Origin of the sequence: Lactiplantibacillus plajomi (assembly GCF_005405405.1) — a bacterium.
Classification (GTDB): Bacteria; Bacillota; Bacilli; order Lactobacillales; family Lactobacillaceae; genus Lactiplantibacillus; species Lactiplantibacillus plajomi.
Map to the genome: position 1 here is coordinate 17,012 of NZ_BJDZ01000011.1, position 19,777 is coordinate 36,788.

The 19,777-nt window shown below is 49.2% G+C and carries 14 protein-coding genes; 3 read left to right on the forward strand and 11 right to left on the reverse strand.

What is annotated here, in order from left to right:
• The first annotated feature begins 129 nt into the window (after positions 1–129).
• Positions 130–1,107 carry a polyprenyl synthetase family protein gene (locus FFM82_RS06085; protein WP_137644982.1) on the forward strand — a complete coding sequence of 326 codons (978 nt, stop codon included), beginning with the start codon at positions 130–132 and terminating at the stop codon, positions 1,105–1,107.
• Positions 1,108–2,646: 1,539 nt separating this feature from the next.
• On the opposite strand, the gene cydC is transcribed toward FFM82_RS06085, so the two are convergent.
• The 4 genes from cydC to FFM82_RS06105 all read right to left on the reverse strand — a co-directional run bounded on the left by cydC (position 2,647) and on the right by FFM82_RS06105 (position 8,681).
• Entirely contained in the window at positions 2,647–4,392 is a 1,746-nt protein-coding gene (gene cydC, locus FFM82_RS06090; protein ID WP_137644983.1) for a thiol reductant ABC exporter subunit CydC, read from the reverse strand.
• A complete protein-coding gene (gene cydD / locus FFM82_RS06095) occupies positions 4,392–6,125 on the reverse strand; it encodes a thiol reductant ABC exporter subunit CydD (protein ID WP_137644984.1) in 1,734 nt (577 codons plus the stop codon). The genes cydC and cydD overlap by 1 nt, the downstream gene beginning before the upstream one ends.
• A gap of 128 nt (positions 6,126–6,253) precedes the next feature.
• Positions 6,254–7,249: a cytochrome d ubiquinol oxidase subunit II gene (cydB, locus tag FFM82_RS06100; protein ID WP_137644985.1), complete on the reverse strand. Its 996-nt coding sequence runs from the start codon at positions 7,247–7,249 to the stop codon at positions 6,254–6,256.
• On the reverse strand, positions 7,242–8,681 hold the full coding sequence (locus FFM82_RS06105; RefSeq protein ID WP_137644986.1) for a cytochrome ubiquinol oxidase subunit I: 1,440 nt from the start codon (positions 8,679–8,681) through the stop codon (positions 7,242–7,244). Before FFM82_RS06105 ends, cydB begins: the two co-directional genes overlap by 8 nt.
• A gap of 425 nt (positions 8,682–9,106) precedes the next feature.
• On the opposite strand from FFM82_RS06105, the gene FFM82_RS06110 reads away from it, so the two are divergent.
• Together FFM82_RS06110 and FFM82_RS13530 are read left to right on the forward strand one after the other, a co-directional pair.
• Positions 9,107–11,911, forward strand: coding sequence for a KxYKxGKxW signal peptide domain-containing protein (locus FFM82_RS06110; RefSeq protein WP_137644987.1), 2,805 nt, complete (start codon positions 9,107–9,109; stop codon positions 11,909–11,911).
• A 62-nt stretch (positions 11,912–11,973) separates the two neighbouring features.
• Complete coding sequence (locus tag FFM82_RS13530) at positions 11,974–12,150, forward strand: hypothetical protein (protein WP_170178235.1); 177 nt, start codon at positions 11,974–11,976, stop codon at positions 12,148–12,150.
• 52 nt (positions 12,151–12,202) lie between these two features.
• On the opposite strand, the gene FFM82_RS06115 is transcribed toward FFM82_RS13530, so the two are convergent.
• The 7 genes from FFM82_RS06115 to FFM82_RS06145 form a co-directional block, all read right to left on the reverse strand.
• Positions 12,203–12,784 (reverse strand): ECF transporter S component, encoded by a 582-nt coding sequence (locus FFM82_RS06115; RefSeq protein ID WP_137644988.1) that lies wholly within the window; start codon positions 12,782–12,784, stop codon positions 12,203–12,205.
• A gap of 116 nt (positions 12,785–12,900) precedes the next feature.
• On the reverse strand, positions 12,901–14,322 hold the full coding sequence (locus FFM82_RS06120) for an amino acid permease (RefSeq protein ID WP_137644989.1): 1,422 nt from the start codon (positions 14,320–14,322) through the stop codon (positions 12,901–12,903).
• A gap of 201 nt (positions 14,323–14,523) precedes the next feature.
• Positions 14,524–14,955 carry a zinc ribbon domain-containing protein gene (locus tag FFM82_RS06125; protein ID WP_137644990.1) on the reverse strand — a complete coding sequence of 144 codons (432 nt, stop codon included), beginning with the start codon at positions 14,953–14,955 and terminating at the stop codon, positions 14,524–14,526.
• Positions 14,956–14,969: 14 nt separating this feature from the next.
• Positions 14,970–16,493, reverse strand: coding sequence for a zinc ribbon domain-containing protein (locus FFM82_RS06130; RefSeq protein ID WP_137644991.1), 1,524 nt, complete (start codon positions 16,491–16,493; stop codon positions 14,970–14,972).
• Between the two features lie 24 nt (positions 16,494–16,517).
• A complete protein-coding gene (locus FFM82_RS06135; protein WP_137644992.1) occupies positions 16,518–17,156 on the reverse strand; it encodes a zinc ribbon domain-containing protein in 639 nt (212 codons plus the stop codon).
• 12 nt (positions 17,157–17,168) lie between these two features.
• Entirely contained in the window at positions 17,169–18,056 is an 888-nt protein-coding gene (locus FFM82_RS06140) for a zinc ribbon domain-containing protein (protein WP_137644993.1), read from the reverse strand.
• 21 nt (positions 18,057–18,077) lie between these two features.
• Positions 18,078–19,556, reverse strand: coding sequence for a zinc ribbon domain-containing protein (locus FFM82_RS06145; RefSeq protein WP_137644994.1), 1,479 nt, complete (start codon positions 19,554–19,556; stop codon positions 18,078–18,080).
• Positions 19,557–19,777: the final 221 nt, after the last annotated feature.

Sequence of the window (19,777 nt, forward strand, 5' to 3'; positions counted from 1 at the left end):
TTTTTGATTGACAACCTTAATAGTTATTTGTACCTTTGAATTAGATTGTATTTTAGAATGTGATTGGCTGCAAGTGTTGGCGTCTTAACGACTTCGGGCCACTTCTAAGATAACGGAGGAAGTTTTATCATGATGCAAACCATTTGGCAACCTAATAGCCCCGTTCAAGCCCAGCTGGCGGCGTTAAAGCCTTACCTTGCTAAGCACGTCCAAATCGATAACGGCCCGATTAACGACCGCGTACATACCCTACTTGCCGCCGGTGGCAAGTTTTTACGGCCGGGCTTTTTCTACCTTTTTAGTCAGTTCGGCCATGACCAGGAGCCGGACCGCCTACGCGCCGGTGCCGCCGCCATGGAACTATTACACGTCGCCACGCTAATTCACGACGACGTCATCGACCAATCGTCCAAGCGGCGCAACGTGACCACGATTCACCAGGATTACGGCCAACGTAACGCCATTTACGCGGGTGACCTACTCTTCACCTGCTACTTCGACCAAGTCCTGCTCGCCGCTAAATCCGCCGCCGACATTCAAGCTAACACGGCCGCCATGCGCGCCATTTTACAAGGCGAGCTCGACCAAATGGCCCACAACTTTAAACCGCAAACCACCGTTGACGACTACCTCAAAGTCGCCCGCGGCAAAACCGCGCGGCTCTTCAGCCTCAGTTGTGAACAAGGCGCCCACCTCGCCGACGCACCACTAGCCGTCGTCAACCTTGCCAAACGAATTGGTGAAGACCTCGGCATTGCCTACCAAATGCTCGACGACGTCCTCGACTTCGCCGGCAAAACCGACCTAACCAAAAAACCGGTCCTAACCGACCTAAAAGACGGCGTTTACTCACTACCACTGATCTACGCCCTTGACGCCCAGCCCGCACTGGCCCAGCAGCTCCCAATGCCCGGTGATACCGTCACTAACGACCAGCTTCACCTGATTCGCGACCAAGTCCTGCTCGCCGGTGGCGTCACCAAGGCCCAAGCCTTAGCCAAAACTTACACCGACGAAGCACTTGACCTAATCGATCAACTGCCCGCCGGTAATACCCAACAACAGCTCCACCACCTCGTTGTTCAACTGCTCGACCGCAACCACTAACCCTTACACATCAATCCACTAGTTGGGTTGATGTTTTTATTTTTAAATACTTTTAAAACGCTGTATTAAATAGCCGTTGCCATCTTTATCCTTAAGGGGTACCGCATTAGCATTACTAGCCAGATAAAAAACCGCATCTCATGCTAGTTCGAGTTTATCGATTCCAAGCTAGTGTTTCCTTGCCAGCCTTCCGGTCAGTGGGAATCAGTCCGGAACACGGTGGCCACGGGGTTAAGCCCAAAACCCGGGTCTTAACCACCGGGCTTTCACTAACTCGCCAAAACCCGGCGACCAAGTGAAATTTCACCGCTGGGACTGTTCCCACTTTCCCTCCAGGCTTTGACAGATTGTTGGCGGGCGGTAGTGGTTAAATTTTATTTATAAGAAACAGTAAATAGATACGCTGTTATATTTTTTTGTTGAGTACACAGGATTAGACGTACTAAACAGATGGCTAACAGCACTTCATCCTAGTAGTTGGTGATCGATTCGAAGTTTGTAATCACTTACCACCCTTCCGGTCAGCGGGAATCAGTCCGGAACGCGGTGGCCGCGGGGTTAAGCCCAAAGTGCAGGTCTTAACCACCGGGCTTTCACTAACCCGCCAAAAAACGGCGAGCAAGTGAAATTTCACCGCTGGGACTGTTCCCGCTTTCCCTCCTGGCTTGAACTGGTCGTTGGCGGGCAGTAACGAGCTAATTTTTATGAACGGGTTGAGTTAGTCTGGTGATTAATTATCGAATGGTGGTCACTATTTATAAAACTCGGCGTTTCTGAATCCGGTCATCTAGAATGACTAATCAACGTTAAATATCGCTGGGGTTTAAATTGATTTTCTGCTAAGGTGTCCAAGATTAATGAATTGACTACTAATTGTGTGGCTAGTTCATTAAAACAGTCACGTTATTAGTTATAGTGATGTTATCGAGGTCCCGGAGCCCTTCGAAACATGGCTGTGAAATTGTTGTTGGTCGTCGTACTTTGACGACTTACAACAAGGCCGTCTCGGGAGACGATTCGGTGTTTGAATTGGCTTCCTAGCGTGCCCACAGCCTTGCTTTCGTGTTGGCGGAGCGGACCGGTATATTGGCACTATTTATAAAACCTTGTAGTTGTTTTGCATAATAAGGACGGTTCATCCAATATGTGTGGGTTTCTGTTTAGTATACAAATGGTCGTTGATTGATGTGCTGTGATCAAGGTCCCGGAGCCCTTCGAAACATGGCTGTGAAATTGTTGTAAGTCGCCGTTTTTGGGCGACTTACAACAAGGTCGTCTTGGGAGACAATTCGGGGTGTGAATTGGCTTCCAAGCGTGCCCACAGCCTTGCTTTCGTGCAGGCGGAGCGGACCGGCGTGTTGACAGTATTCCAATAATTTTTGAATTTTATTGTAGTAGTATTTTTTGAATAGAGGTGATTGTTAACGGAGCAAGATGTTAGTCACATTTTTAAACGGGATGAAGTGGTTTACAAAAAAACACAGTTCTAAGTAATCAGCGGGATTGCTTAGAACTGTGTTTGGTTAGTCAAGAATTGAGTTAAGCTTCACGGCCACGGTCGAGATCGTATAGCCGTTTAAACCGTGGTGCGGTTTGGTATAGTTCGTCCGGCGTACCGGCCATGTCGAACGCACCGTCTTCGAGAAACCGAACTTGGTCGACGTTTTCGACGCCGGCCAGGTGGTGGGTCACCCACAAAATCGTTTTATCCTGAAGAACCCGGAAAACGGTTGCCAACAAGTGCGACTCGGTGATGGGATCCAGGCTAACGGTCGGTTCATCTAGGATGATAATCGGCGCGTCTTGTAACAGAATTCGGGCTAACGCTAATCGCTGACGTTCACCACCAGAGAAACGGGCGCCTCCCTCTTCAACAATGGTATCGTAGCCGTCTGGTAGGCCCTGAATCAGTGGTTCAAGTTCAACCGCTTTGAGGGCGGCTTTGACCTGGTCATCACTGGCATCCTCATTACCCATCCGAACGTTGTTCATAATGGTTGTGTTAAACAGGTACGGTTGTTGATCAAGCACCCCGAATAACTGGGCCCGTTGATTTTGTAGCCGGCTAATTGGAACGTCATTAAGTTGAACGTCGCCACTGGTTGGTTGCAGATCACCCAAAATCAATTTAAGTAAGGTACTCTTCCCCGTTCCGGACGGGCCGAGCAACGCAACCTTTTCACCGGCCTTTAAAGTTAGGTCGAGGTGGTTAAAGATTTGGCGGTGCCCACCGGGATAGGCGAAGTCCAAATCGGCTACCTGGAGCATTTGAAACGGTTCGGTCAGTACCGTTTGATCGTGGTCATCGGTGGGCGCCGTATCCAGCGCGTTGACCCGGCGGATCGAACGCTGGTAACTTGGCCACTCGCTGACCCCCTGGCTGACCGATTGAAAGGCGTCGACCAGCGGAAAGACGGACAGGACGAAGGCTGCGACCCAGTTCGAACTAGCCGAGTTGGTCGTCCAATAAAAGCTGCTCCAAATTAGGAGTGCAATGCAAACCACGCCAAAAATCAGTTGAATGGTGAAATCGCGCCACCACTGGAACTGGTGGTCTTTGCGACGCAACGCCGCGATTTCAGCAATTGGCTTAGTCTGACGTTGGTAAAAATCCTTTTGCCGACCAGCAATTAGCCAATCGCCCAGGCCCATGACTGAATCAGTCAGTTGGGTGTAAAAGCCTTGCTGAATTTGCCGGCTCTGGGTCTCGCGCGCACCGTTGATCAACACTGACCAGAGTGGCATGACGATGACCACTAACCCAAGCAGCACGAGCATCAGCAAGCCGAACCACCAGCTAAAGTAGCCCAATGCGATAATGATCAACACGTACATCATTAGGGCAATGACGGTTGGGAATACCGTTCTTAAATATAAATTTTCGATATGGTCAATATCATCCGCTAACAGGCTTAAAACGTCACCAGTCTGGAAATTTTGGCGAATGGCGACCGCGTGTTTCTCAACGGCTTGGTAGAGCTTTTTGCGAAAGTCGGAAACAATTCGCAACACCCAGTTATGACTGGTAATCCGTTCCGCGTACCGGAAAGCCGGCCGGCCAATCCCGAACGCCCGCGTTAACACGATTGGGACGTAGATCATCAAAATGTTGTAGGGATGCCGGGCGGCCTTACTAATTAAGTAGCCGGAGTTAAACATTAACGCCGACCCACAGAAAAAGGTCATTAAACCGAGAAACAGCGTTAAAGCCAGCAATTTTTTATACTTACGTAGGTACGGCATCACCCACGTATCGTGTTTAAAAGTAGCAAAGAAATCTTTCATTAGACGACACCTACCATTTCATCACGCAGGCGGACGTATGCGCCCTGATGCGCTTCAAGTTCAGCGGGCGTCCCCTGCTCCACGATTTTACCGTGATCCATCACTAAGACGTAATCCATCTGGTTGATCCAGTGTAACCGGTGGGTCGCAAAGAATACCAAGTGGTCGTCAAAGACCGGCAAAATTGTCTTTTTCAATTCAGCTTCGGTTTCAATATCCAGGTGAGCGGTCGGTTCGTCGAAGAGTAAAATTTTACGTGAATCGTCCAAAAAGGCGCGCGCTAACGCGATCCGTTGCGCCTGACCACCACTAACGCCCCGGGCACCCTCACCAATCGCAGTGTTTAAACCATCCGGCAGCGTCTTGATCCAGTCGGTCAGTCCCGCCTTTTCTGCGGCCCGACCAATGGCTCCCAAGCCGGCATCCGGTTGGTAAAAAGCAATGTTTTCCGCTAACGTTGCGTGGAACAAGTACGGGTTTTGCGGAATGTAGAAGAAACTGCTTTGCCAAGCGCGCTGACTCAAATGCGTCACCGGCTGGCCGTTAATTTCGATTTTGCCGGCCCCGGGCGTTGGCGTCAAAAAACCGCCGAGTAAGTTGATCAGGGTCGATTTACCAGAACCGGACGCGCCGATAATCCCAATTCGTTGGTACCCGTGCGCACGGATTTGAATATCTTGTAAGGCCGGCTGGTGTTGATCATAGCTAAACGTCACGTTTTGCAAATTTAACGTACTATCAGCCTGCCAATGAATCGCGTTAGTGCCCAATTGTTCACGGTCGGTCGGGACCGGTAACGCTAGCATCTTTTTTACGGCCGCAAAGGCGTTTTTACCGTTCAAAGTTGCGTGATAGTCACTCGCAAATTGCCGTAACGGCAAAAAGTAGTCTGGCGACAAGACCAGAATGACCAGCGCGGGTAACAACGCAATCGTCCCGTTGACCAGACCAAAGCCAAGGAAGACGGCAACCACGGCAATCGATAAGGTCGTAAAGAAATCCAACGCGAAGGTCGAGAGCATCGCGATTTTAATCACGGCCAACGTCTGCTTACGGTACCCTTCGCTGACTTGATAAACGTTGTTGGCGTATTGCCGACTCAAGCCAAGTTGTTTCAAGGTCGGCAAGCCACGCAACGTATCGACGAAGTGGTTCGACATCCGTTGGTAACCTTCATACTGACGGTCAGCTTTCGCCTGGGCAGCGTAACCCAAGATGATCATAAACAAAATAATCAATGGAAAAATTGCAAATAAGAATAACGCTTCCCGCCAGCGCAAAATGGCGATATAAATCAGGATAACCCACGGAATCACCATCATGTCGATGACTTTGATGACGACCAACATTAAATAGGTCTGAACCTTGTCGATACCTTCCAGTGCCGTTGTAACAACGTTCCCGGTCCCGGTCTTTGCGACGTAGCTAGGACCCAATTTGTACAGCTTTTGCATTACTTGGCGGCGCAAGTCCCCACTGGTCCGCTCGACCATTGGATACATCAACTTGTTCTTTACCACCACCAATAACTGGCGCGCCACCCAGGCCAACGCGAATAACAGCATTGGTCGCACGATGGTGGCTAGCTGGTGTAAGTGCCAAAGCCCGACGATTGCAACCGATAGGAAGTACGCCTGGGCAATAATACATAGGCCTTCAATGACCGCTAACAGCGCTAAAATCACCGCTAGTCGGCGCATCCCCGGTAGTTTGAATAAAGCTGGGTCAAACACATTTGATCCCTCCCATGTCAATAATCATAAAGGGCCGTGACTCGGCACACCGGCCAAGTCACGGCCCCTAAGGTGCTATTAAGTTAATTGTACCACCGACTGGCAATGTAACCGGTTAAAACGCCCGTTTACGAAGCCAACCGCTTGTAAAAGACCCAGTAGCTCCAAATAAAGTAAATCAGCATAATTGGTAACACCGTCAGTGAAATCACGGTCATCAGGTGCAGCGTGTACGGCGAATTCGACGCGTTCTTGATCAGAATACTGTTGGCCGGGTTGTTCGCAACCATGACCCGTGGGAATAAACCGTTGAACAACAGGACGACCACGTCAATCAATGACAAGCCACTGCTAATAAAGGATAACCATTCGTGGTTCCCGTAAACCCCGTAAGTCGCTAAGGCGGTCAAAACCACCAGCAACGCCACGATAATCAGGGTCGAAACCGGCTTCTTCTGGAAGAAATCGGTGTTGAAGTACAGTAAGATGGCGAATACCACTTCACCCGCAAACAATACCCAGTAGAGTGGTTTAGCCCACTTGAGCGCCCGTTCACGTAAGGTTCCAGTCGTCTTTAGACGAACAAAGTTCAGCCCGTGCAAGTAGCAGAGCAGCGTCACCGCAACCCCACCAACCAGCGTGAATAAGTTCACGTAGTCGGTAAAGTGAGCCGTCATATCGCCGTTAGCGTCAATCGGCATCCCTTTGACCAAGGCCGTAAACATCATCCCGAACAGGAAGGCTGCGCAGCCACTACCAATGGCAGCCGCCCATTCCCAGAAGTTTCGACCGGCTTCACTTTCCATCCGGCTGCGGAATTCGAAGGAGACCCCCCGCATAATTAGCGCAACTAGAATCAATAGTAAAATCAGGTAGAAACCAGAGAATAATGAGGCGTACCACATTGGGAACGAGGCGAACATCGCCCCGCCGGCCGTGATCAGCCAAACTTCGTTAGCGTCCCAGTGCGGTCCAATCGTATGAATCACAACGTCCCGTTCATCACGGGTCTGGGCAAGACTCTTAATCGACATCCCGACCCCGAAGTCAAAGCCTTCAAGGAAGAAGAAGCCACTAAATAGTACCCCGACTAAAATAAACCAGAGAAATTGTAAGTTACTCATGACTGAACGCCCCCTTGCCATAAGGATCGTACGGTGCGTCATCCGCGGCGTTGAGTAAATCATCCGGTCCGTGGTGCAGCACCCGCTTGGATAAGACAATCATAACGATGCCTAATCCACTAAACAGGCAGAAGTAAATAATATTCGAAGTTAATAACGATGCCACGCTGACGTTTGGTGAAACCGCGTCGGCGATCGTTAACAGGCCATAAACAACCCACGGGTAACGGCCTAGTTCAGTGATGAACCAGCCGGCCGTGTTGGCCACGAACGGTAAGAAGGTGCAGATGCCTAGAACCCACAGGAACCAGCGTTGCCGTTCAATCAAGGTCGAACTTGCCCGGTTGAAAATCAGGCCGATAATTGCAATCAGCGCAAATAACCCGCCGGAGAACGCCATGACCCGGAAGCTCCAGAATAACGTTTTGGCTGGGACGTAGTAGTTCATATCCTTGCCAAATTTCTTGTCATACTTTGCGTGTAACTCTTTATTAATCGTATTTTGACCCTTAACGTTCCCTTCGAGTTTGTGGTAACTCAAAATGTCCAAAACGTAAGGAATTTCAACTGACCACTTGGCCTTATGGTTCTTGGCGTCAATGCCTTCGATAACGGCCCATGAGGCTGGCGAGCCAGAATCTTCGTATAACCCTTCGGTAGCCGCAAACTTCATTGGTTGTTCGTTAATCAGGTAACGGGTTTGTAAGTCCCCCATCCCAACAACGCCGATTGTTGCAATCAGACCAACAATTAAACTAACTTTTAGGGACTTGCGGAAGAACGTAACGTTCTTCTTTTTCAGCAACCCGAAAGCCGCCATCCCAGCAACCACGAAGGAGCCGGTAACGAACGCACCGAACAACACGTGGGGTAATTCGTACCATAGTTGTGGGTTGGATACCACGGCACCAAAGTCCGTCATTTCCGCACGACCGGTCTTGGCATTCAAAATGAAGCCGACCGGGTTTTGCATGAAACTGTTGGCAGCCAGGATCCACATTGCTGAGATCATCGTCCCAATTGACGTTAACCAGATAAAGGCACAGTGTAGCCGGGCACTAAACCGGTCCCAGCCGAACATCCATAACCCAATAAAGGTTGATTCCATAAAGAACGCAACCAACGCTTCAATTGCAAGTGGTGCCCCAAAAATGTCACCCATAAAACGTGAATAATCAGACCAATTCATCCCAAATTGAAATTCTTGAATTATCCCCGTAACGACCCCAACGGCAAAGCTAAGTAAGAAGATCCGTCCCCAGAATTGCGCCATATGTTTGTACATTACGTCTTTTTTCACAACGTAAACTGTTTCCATAATCGCAACTAACAAGGCTAACCCGATTGATAATGGCACAAAGAAGAAATGAAATACCGTCGTCATCGCGAATTGAAACCGCGCCAAGGATAAAATACTTAATCCGAGATACATAAATGGTCCCCCCTTTTTAGGATATTTTGTTTCCGGATAAGTAAGCGGAAACATTGTTTCACCCTTATCATATCAACTGATAAGTGAAATTTCAATCAATCTCATCTTTTAATCCTAAAATAGTCAATCCCGCTAATGTTCAATGCCAAGTTCTAATCTTTTCATCGCGGTTATGTTCACATACTGACAAAACCATTTCTAGTTAGAAAGCGGTGTCACAGCCGTGGTCACGGTGCTTAGTTAACTTTTTGATTTAGTCAGAATAGGTCTAGCCAGCTTTAATTAGTTTACATTATGAACATATGCGGCGGTCATTCAAAAAGTCATTTTTTGAACATGATATCCGTGATATTTGGGAACAAAAATATTTATAAATGGTATATTCGTAATGCGCAACACAATAAATCATTACGAGGAGTAAATAAATGAGAGCAAAAATCAATGCGCAATCAAAGATTACGCGCTACAAGATGTTTAAGAGCGGTAAGCGTTGGGTTTACGCGGGAATCACGTTAGCTAGCCTGGGGACAACGCTAATGATGACGACCAACGCCAACGCCGCTACCGAGCAACCTAGTGTCACGGTGCCACAAACGACCGTGGTGAAAGCGGCTACCGTAGCTAGTGACCAATCATCCGCAGCTGCTGTGACGACACCCGCCGCGGATGCCCAAACGCCGGCTAATGAAGGCGATACCAGCGACCAAACTAGTTCAACAACTGACGCGGACACACCGGAGCAGTCCGACGCAACTACCGATACGACCAGTGATACGCCGGCAACTGATAGTACCACGACTACCGAAACGAGTGATGATCCAACGGACGTCACCACGACCGGGCAAGCCCAGCCGGATGACTCAACAAAGTCAAACGCTACAGATAGCGCTACGGAAGACACCAAAAACACGGATGCGACCGATAAAACAGCCAGTTCTACCGGTGAAAACGAGGACGTGGTTACGGACGATGTTGAGACGCCTGCGGATGACAACACGAGCACCACGGTCAATGTCGACGACCTCACTGATGCAGATGCTGACACACTTAATGACAGTTTAAAAGCCGAAAAAGCCACTGCGGAATCGACACCCACAACCACCAGTGATGATTCACACGGACCAGTTTACCGGACCGACGACACCAAGTTAGATCATAATAGTAAGGTAACCATTGAACAAACCGGTCCTTACGCGATTACTTGGAAAGAAGTTTCCACCACAACTAAAACGGAAACCAAAACGTTCACGTTGGACGCTAGTGATTTCGTTAACTTATATAAGGCCATCTCAGAGGCTGCCGGTACCGCTGTCGAAAAGAGTCCGCTAATTAAAGCGGCCAAGGCCCAGTTAAGTTTACTCGTCAACCAGCTAGAGGCGTTGCCAAGCAAAGTTGCGAGCCAACTAGTCGGTAACCTGCTCTACCAAATGATCTTTACCGGGAGTGGTTCCGAAGCCCTGTCTAATTTCCGGACAACGCTTGATCCGACCCGTTACGACATTTCAAACACCTGGACCGGTTTAGATCCCGTGGCTTATGCCGACGACCGGGCCGCTGCCGAAACGTTCTATCCGGCAGCTGTCGACTGGTACAACAACGTTGAAAAAGAAACTTGGACCCTCCCTGAATTTAATGACCCGACCCAAAACGTCCGCGCAACCTACATACAAAACGGTGACGCGACGAAGACCGTCGTCATCGGCCAGGGCTGGACTGAACGTCCCGACTGGATCGGTTACGTTTCCAAAATTTGGTATGACATGGGTTACAACATTTTAATGCCAAGTCAACGGGGCCAGTTCTTGAGTGATGGTAACGATATGACCTTTGGCTACCAGGATAAGTACGACTGGTTGAACTGGGTTAAAAAAGTCGATGAGCGCAACGGCGAAGATAGCGAAGTCGTTTTCTACGGTCAATCACTCGGTGCCGACACCGTGCTGGAAGCAGCATCCGTGCCCGGCTTATCCCCTTCCGTTAAAGCGGTTATTGCCGATGCCGGTTATTCGACCTTACCCGAATTAGGGTCGTCGCTTTACAACAAGGTCGTTGCCACCTTATCTGAAAAATTACAGGCCATCGGCTTGCCCGCTTTGAAGAGCTTGCCACTCTTGCCATTCGACCAAGTGCTAGCCGTTGTTAACGACAAGTTGGTCAAAACGCAGGGCTTCAGTCTGGCCGACATCTCCGGCGTTGACGCCGCAAGCAAGGTCACGATTCCGCTGATGTTGATCCATACGGCAGACGACGCGTTCATTCCATACACCCAATCATTGGAATTAGCAAAAGCTAACAATTCTGACGTTAAAGAAGTTTGGATCTTACCAGGCACGGTTGGCGGTCACGCAGGGGCGAACAACGCGGTCTTGCAATATACGCAACATATCAAGGACTTCTTAGCCGCAGCTTACCCAACTAACGTTGATACTGGCGAAGTCGATACTGACAAGGACGACCAAACGACCACTGATCCGGATACTGGCGACACCGGTAAAACTGATCCAGAAACTGATGACGACACTGATAACACCGGTAAAACTGACCCAGAAACTGGTGACGACACTGACAACACCGGTAAAACCGATCCAGAAACTGGTGACGACAACGATAACACCGGTGCAACCGACCCAGAAACTGGTGACGACACTGACAACACCGGTAAAACCGATCCAGAAACTGGTGACGACAACGATAACACCGGTACAACCGATCCAGAAACTGGTGACGACAACGATAACACCGGCGCAACTGGTTCAGAAACTGGTGATGACACTGATAACAACGGTGCAACCGACCAAGATGCTAACGATGACACTGACAACAATGGCGGTAGCGACTTGGATACCGATGACGATCGCACAACCGTAACGGACACTGATGGTGACGATGACGACCAAGCCACCGATGATCGTCAAGGTAGCATCAGCTTAGCTGAAGCTGAGGAAGAGGCCACTAACGTCGACCAAGCTGAAGATAACGGTAATCGCACCACCAAAAACGGTACGGTTCAACCAACCACCGCCCCTTCAGCAGCCGAACCCAAGCACTTAGCACCAGTGACCTCCCCCGTCGCAAAAATGAGCGAAGCCCATCAAGCTGCAAACGACGCAACTGGTCTACTGCCACAAACGGCCGACCAAGCACAACCATGGTTAATCGCCATCGGGAGTAGTTTAATGACCTTTATCGCCGGCTTATGGCTCGGTTTACGGCGGCGCTTTGAACACTAACCCTATTAACTAGGTGTGATTCGTGGTATATTAGCCGTATCATTTCGCGAGGAGCGCTGAACATGGAAATTGGGACGAAAGTGCGGTTTGAGTTGGAAGGTCAAAGCTACGTCGGTAAAATTGCTAAGGCGTACACCAACTCCTACCTCATTGAATTTGAGAGTAAGGACCCCGAGATCATTGATAAGTACCATCAAAAAGTAATTATCAGTCAAAAACAAGTTGACGCGGTCAACTAGCGGTTCTAAAAATGCCAGTCAAGGCAAAAACCTTGGCTGGCATTTTCTTTAGCTAATGTTTGAATCTTAACAACGCCGTCCCAATCAACGGCGTTAAGATACCGGCAAGCGCCGCTTCGGGAATCCCGTTGGACGCGATAATCGTCAATAAATACGGCATTAATTTACTAATATCGACCTGGTAAAAACCGGCGGCCTGGTGACTGTATAACAGCCCAATCAGTCCCATAACCAAAATCGTGTTAATCAGTGCCCCAACCACTCCGGCTAACGTTAAGCCGAGGGTTGGACGTTGGTGACGTTGAAACCAAATAAAAAGGTAGCCGGCTCCCACCCCAATCAAAATCCGCGGCACGACCGAAATCAACGGGTTGGTAAATACTAACGGGGCTAACGGACTAGTCGGTGCAATAAACGCGCGAATCCAGGTAATCAATCCCCAAATTCCACCAACTAACGCCCCGTCTTTGGGTCCCAGCACGACGGCCGCAATAATGACCGTAATGTGAATCGTGGTAATGCTGAGTCCCGGTAACGGAATGTAGCCGAAAAATGGCACCACGTTTTGAATAATAATAATCGCTATCAACACCGCTAAGATACTGATGTGATAAGCATTTGACCGTCGCTGCATGATTAATGTCACCCCAAGTTTCGTTGTTTTCACAAGCTTAATTATACCATTGCATTTTTTGCGTAACTAGCCAAAAAAACGCGGCCCTGCTAAAACAGTGCCGCGTCGCATTTTATCTATTTTTCTTGCTGCCGTAAATTTTCACGAATCCGGGAATGGTGATACCCGTACAACGCGTAGATCACAACGCCAATCACTAGCCAGATGGCAAACATGTGCCACGTGAAAGCTTGTAAATTGATCATTAAGTACAAGCAGGCTAGGAATGAAACAATTGGTAGCACCGGATAGAACGGCACCTTAAACGAACTGTTGATTTGCTGTAACGTTTCGTGCTTACGCAGAAAGACCACGCCAATTGAAACCATCGCAAAAGCGAACAGTGTCCCGATATTAACCAATTCCGCGATTTTGTCCAACGGAATTACCGCGGCAAAGATGCTGGCAATAATCCCAAAAATCCAAGTACTTTGAACTGGCACCTTGGTATGGGGGCTCAGCGTCCGGAACGTCTTTGGTAACAAGCCGTCACGACTAATCGCAAACAACAATCGGGTTCCCCCGTACAGCATGACGATCAGCACGGTCGTCATCCCGACAACCGCCCCGAGCGACACGATGCCGGCCGCCCAGTTCTGGTTTATTACGGCCAACGCGTAGGCCACCGGGTCACCAACGTTTAACTTCGTGTAATGCACAACGCCGACCAGAACCGCCGCCATTGCAACGTAGAGGACCGAAGCCACGATTAACGAGCCGATAATTCCGATTGGCATATCGCGTTTCGGATTCTTAACTTCTTCCGAAGCGGTCGAAACCGCATCAAAGCCGATGTAGGCGTAGAAAGCTAACGAGGCCCCCTTAACCAGCCCGTGAACCCCTTTAGGCATGAACGGGTGGAAATTAGCCGGTTTGACGAAGAAAATCGCTACGGCGATGAATAGCACAATCACAGCGATTTTGACAATCACCATAATCGAGTTAACCCTAGTCGACTCCTGCACCCCGCCGACTAACAGTAACGAAATCGCCAACACAACGACGAACGCAATGATGTTAAACCCGGCGTGGGGCGCACCGGCCGTCCCAGCGGCTGCAGACCAAAATTCCGGTATTTTAATGCCAAAACCACTGATCAGATTTTGAAAATAAGATGACCAACTGACAGCCACCGACGAAACGGCAAACAGATATTCAGATATTAAGGACCAGCCCAAAACCCAAGCGAGGAACTCGCCAAACACGGTGTAAACGTAAGTGTAGGCACTCCCCGCTAGCGGGATGGTCGACGCAAACTCGGCGTAACAAAGTGCAGCTAACGAACAAACTGCGGCCGCAATCACGAAGGATAACATGGCGGCGGGCCCAGCATACTTAGCGGCAATGATGCCGGGGGTGATAAAGATCCCGGAGCCAACGATCGCCCCGACCCCCATCATCGTTAAACTGAACGCATCTAACGTTTTTGCAAGGCCGCTTTTATTAAAATTGGCTGGGTTAACTGGTTTTTTGACCAATAACCGCCGTGATTCTCTCATATTCAGTGGTTCCTCCTAATCAAATTCTTATTAATGCAACGCTACTAATTTTATTGATTTTAGGAGGAGGTGTCAAGGAAAAGAATAATTTTCTGTCATTTAATTGTGCCGTAAATGATCTAATTAATTTTCACAAACTGAAAATGAGTAGAATTAAAGAACCACCCCGTTACGGGATGGTTCCTCATTTAATCTAAAGAATTACATAGCACGCAACCCATCCGCGTAACCGAACAGCTCGACCCGGTTGCCGTTAACCGTCGGTGCGATGGTTAAATTGGCGATGCCGGCGTAGTCTTCCGCCAGGCAGAGGCGCCAGAAGTTGATGATCAGGTCTTCCCAAGCACGCTTATAGCCGCCGGTACCCTGATTACTACCGGTTGCAAAGACCGCGCCGACCCGCTGGTAACCGTTCGGTACCGTCGCGGTCGTTATCAGCAACTTATCGATTGCGGACTGTTCCGCGGCCGTTAGTTCTAAATCCGGTCGGTTGAGCTTTAAGCTGCCCGCGTGCGGCAGCCGTACCCGTTCATCGGCAGCTGATAGTTGGTTGCCACAGTTCAAGCAGAAATTGGCATCCACCCCGTTTTCGTGCTGGCAATTGGCGCAAAGCCGGTAACGTTCATTTAGCATAGTCGTGGTCCTCTCTAATCATCTTCGTGGGTATCTTTGATCTTATCACCACCGGTAACCTTGATGATCTTATAGTCATCGCTACCAGTCTTTTCCATATGCGCATCGTAACTAAATTCTTGGATGTGTTCAGAATCCTCCAAGCTAAAGTCATAGGTCAGGTAATAGGTCACGGTAAACTTATTCTTGCCGGTTGGAACGACCGAGCGGACTTCACAGTCATAGTCGACGCTGTAAATGTCGTCGTCGTTATAATAGCCAGTCGCCATCCGGATCATTTCCTTATACTGGGCGTTGGCGCTCCCATCCGTGTAGTAGTCGCTCAAATCCTGACCGTCATAGCCGGAAGCGTCACTTTCATCACCAGTCGACGTGACGTTGCTAACGGCGTTCCACAGGTTATCCATATAGCTGCTGGCATCGTCTAAGCTCATCACCCCGGCAAATTCCAACGGTACGCTTTCGCCGTCTTCGGTCACCTTGTACGATTTCGACGTTACCGTTGACTTACCACTAGTATATTTCCCGGTGACTTCCAAGTTACCGGACCACGGGAAGTCGGTGACGTCCAGCTGACCGGCGTCATCCGCGGTGCCAACCTTCTTATCATTAACGTAAACCACGGTCTTAGGCGCCGTTTGAACACTAAAGGAAACCGTCCGTAGCGCTAAATCGACATTTTTACCCGCTTCGTTTATATAGTAAGTCCCGCTGTTAGTCATTTTCTGACCACTGACCGTCCCGGTTGCGGCAATCTTATAGTTGCCGGGAACTAACGGACCGATTTGCTTCGAATAGCTGGTACTCGTTGACTTGGCAACCTGCTTACCATCAACGGTAATTTTAGCCCCGTCCCGGTTAGTCGTAACCGTTGGGTACACCGGCTTAACGTGAATCGTGTACTTATCGAAGAACAACCAGTGCTTGCCACTCAGTTGGAACGTAAAGCGGCCGTCGTTTGTCTGGCCGTTGTTCAATTGGCGTTTAAAGGTGGCCAGAGCCCCTGGTTTGGCCTTGAAACGCTTGCTCAACGGCTTTAGCTTGCTATCACTGAGTTTTAAATTCGGATCACTACTACTAAAGTACTTAGCGACGCCCTTGTTATCATCCTTAATGGCGGTCACGGCGCGGTCAAGTTGGGCCGTCCGTGAATAGTAATTTTTACCGAATAGGTAACCCCCAGCCAAGATAACGATTACCACCACCGCGGTAATCCAAACCCACTTGGGCGTTGGGTGACCATTATTGGCTTGCCGCCGAACCGGTTCGGTTCCCAGTGGTTGCACCGGTGTTTCGTTGGCGGCCGCACTATCATCCGTGTTAGCCGAATTCGTAGGCGTTACCGTCTGCGAAGTTGGTGCTTGACTGTCCGACGCATTCGTCCCCGTATTCTGGTCATGAAAGGCCTTCAGGTTAAAACCACAGTTACCACAAAACGCAGCGTCGGCCTTAACTGGCTGGCCACAGTTCGGACAAAATTGGCTGGTGGCCCCCCCGCGGTCATCGGCACTACGATACCGCTGTTGTCTATACTTCATTCTTAATTTCCTCGATTCTTAATCCTACTGGTGCAGTAGATACATGTTTTGACTCACCGTTGATTTATTCGCCGTCATATCGACTTGCACAAAGTAACCCTTGTACTGCTGACCACCAATGGTCTCCTTAGTTTTATTCATTTTCGTAAAGGTATACTGATAGCGATTACCGTCCTGATTAATATTCAGCGTTAGCTTCTTATGATCACCAGTCCAGCTGCCACTATCCGCCACGGTGTCCGCTAACGATTCCTTAAAATTAGTAACTTCGGAATCGCCACTCGTCATTAATAAACGGCCACTTTTTTCAAACTGGATTTTTACCCCGGAGCCGTCGTTCTTTAGCCCATTCTTAGTTGTCAGCACCCACGGGCTTTGCTTGGTCGCCTGGACCTTCATACTCTGGGAGCGGTAACCCAGCCCGCCGATGGCTACAACGATCACAACGGCCAGTACCCAAACCAGCCACGGACGTTGCAATCCCCGGTACCAGTTCTTCGCGCTAGTCACCCAGTTTGACCGCTTTTGAAGCGGCGTACTCGTTGGGGTCACTGCCTGAGCCGGCTGGGGCGCAGTCCCCGCCGTTGATTGTAGCGCGGCACCACAGTACGGGCAGAACTTCGTATTTTCCGGTACCTGTTTACCACAATTAGGACAAAACATTTAATTCGCCCCCTAGTAATTGTTAAACATGTTGGTGAATTCTGACGTAAAGTCTAAGACCAGGTTCTCGCCCTCAATTCGGAAGAAGACGTAGAACGCCAAGGATAAGACCAACATTGCCAGTAAAACAACGTAGAATTTGTTGAAACGTTCCGTATGAATCGTGTTATTTACGGAAAGAATCAGGCCAACTTGCCAAATCAATTGCAGAATGACCGCTACGACGACCGCAAAACCGAGTCGCTTAATAAAGTTCAGCGGGTTATCCGTATCAAAGGTAATCGTGTAAACGGCAAAAATTAAAATGACGTTTAAAATCAAGCCAACGTTGGTCAAGTGGGCAAAACGGTTGACGTAGTCGAGGAAGTTAATCCGACCATCTCGTTCGCCGAGGGCACTGGCCCCGAATCCAATCAAAACGAAAAATAGGATCCCGACCACGACTAAGACGAATAGCTTAAAGTCGAGACCAAAGGAAAGCGTTTTTACATTCAAAACACTACTTGTGGCAGCCGCCGCTTGCTTGATAAAGCGGTTGATGGCCGCAACGATAGCGACCGTTAATAACAGGGCGCTCAGTAGTAATGAAACTAAGCCGAAGTACTTATGGGCCACGACTTCCTCACTCGGCCGCTTCAACGATTCCACAAACCATTGGAAATAGTTCTTAGATAAAACTTGGAACTGGCCGACCCGGTCCGATTTTGGTTGAACCGGACCGTTAGCGTTGGTTCCCGGTTGGGTCGGCTGGGTCGGTTGGGTGTCGGCTGCTGCGTTACTCGTTGCGGTCGGAGCGGTTGACGCCGCTGATTCAGTTGCTTGTTGTAAATCATAACCACAGTGGGTACAGAAGCGGGTGTCGTCATCGACTTGCTCGCCACAGTTTGGACAAAATTTCATAATTAGTTACTCCTCCTAAAATTAGTCATCTTCATCGTCGGTTTCAGTCGTTGCACTGATTTTTTCAGCCGGACTGATCGACACAATCTGATAATCGTCGCCACTCTTCTTGACGGTCGCGGTGTAACGGAAAATCTGGGTGCGTTCGTCTTCGGAGTTAACAAATTCATACTTGACGTCATACGTCAGCTCACACTGATTGTCTTCCCCCGGTGCAATCGACACGACGCTCGGGGTATACATGACGTTCAACACGTCTTCGTTCTTGTAATAGCCCTTCGCCATCGTAATAAATTCTTGATAATCCTTATTAGCAGTTCCGTTAGCAAAATACTCGTCTAAGTCCTTGCCATCGGAATCGGTCGCATCCGCGATTTCCCCACTGGACGTGTAATCACTAATGGCGGAGAACATATCATCGAGGTAGGTCCCCGCGTCGTCTTCACTCATCACCCCGTCAAACGTCAGGTTAACGTCGGTATCGGCGTCATCTTCCGTAATTTTGACCGGCTGCGACTTAACCATCGTTTTCTTGACCGGGTACTTACCGACAAGTTCCAAGTCACTGGACCAGGCCGCGTCTTCAATGGCTAAATTACCGTCGTCACCAATCGTGCCAAAGGACTTGTTATTTAAGTAAACGCTGGTTCCCGGCGTCCCGACCACGTTGAACGAAATCGTGCGTAACGATAAGTCGTAACTGGACTGCTTACCGTTCAAATAATAAGTATTAGTATTTTTCAGCTCGGTATCACTGACCGTCCCCACGGCACTCAACTGGTAATCACCAGGAACTAACGGTCCCGCTTTATAGCTGTAGTCGTCGCTGTTCGACGTTGCGACCCGCTTGCCGTTAATTTTCAACTGGACGTCATCGTGATTGGTCGTCAGGCTTGCATAGACCGGCTTCACTTGAATTTTATACTGATCAAATAATAGCCACTGCTTACCGGTCTTTTTAAACTCAAACAGGCCGTCGTTCGTAAACTTTTGACTTTTCAGCTGACTGCGGAACCGTGCCAACGCCTGCTTATTGTTATCAAAGTGCGTTAACAGCGGGTCAATCGTCTTACTGGTGATTTTGAGCGACGGGTCGCTACTGGTAAACTGCTTGGCGACCCCCTTTTGATGACTCTGAATCGCCGTGATGTCACGTTCCAACTGCTTGCCAGGTGCGAAATAGTTACGCCCCACCAAGTAGGCCGCCACTAATGCCACAACCAGTATCGCTAATAGTGCGCCTAACCACTTCGGCATTCGTCGCCGTTGCGGCGCTGTTTGGCGTTGACCAACGGTAGTCGTTGCCCGGGCCGTCTCCTGACTAGCTGATGATGATGAATCCGTTGCTGCGGCCGACTGTGGTTCGCTTGCCACGCCTAATTGTGCGCCACAGTGGCCACAAAAAGCCGCGCCGGGATTGACCGGCTGCCCACAGTTCGGACAAAACTGGCGCGCCTGCCGGTCGTCCGCCGCTTGGTAAAAGCGTTGATTAGGTTTCATTCCCCTTACCGACTTCCTTTCTAATCGCTTAAGTTAGTACTCACGTTAATTAATTAACGCAATTACCTAATATTACTTTACCATAAATTTTAAATAATTTTATCTAATTCTTAATATTTATGGTTATTATTTGTATATATCAAAATGTGATGACATATAGCTTAACCCGAACAAAAAAGACGAGCCCCCGTCAGTAACGAGGCTCGTCAATTTAAAATGCT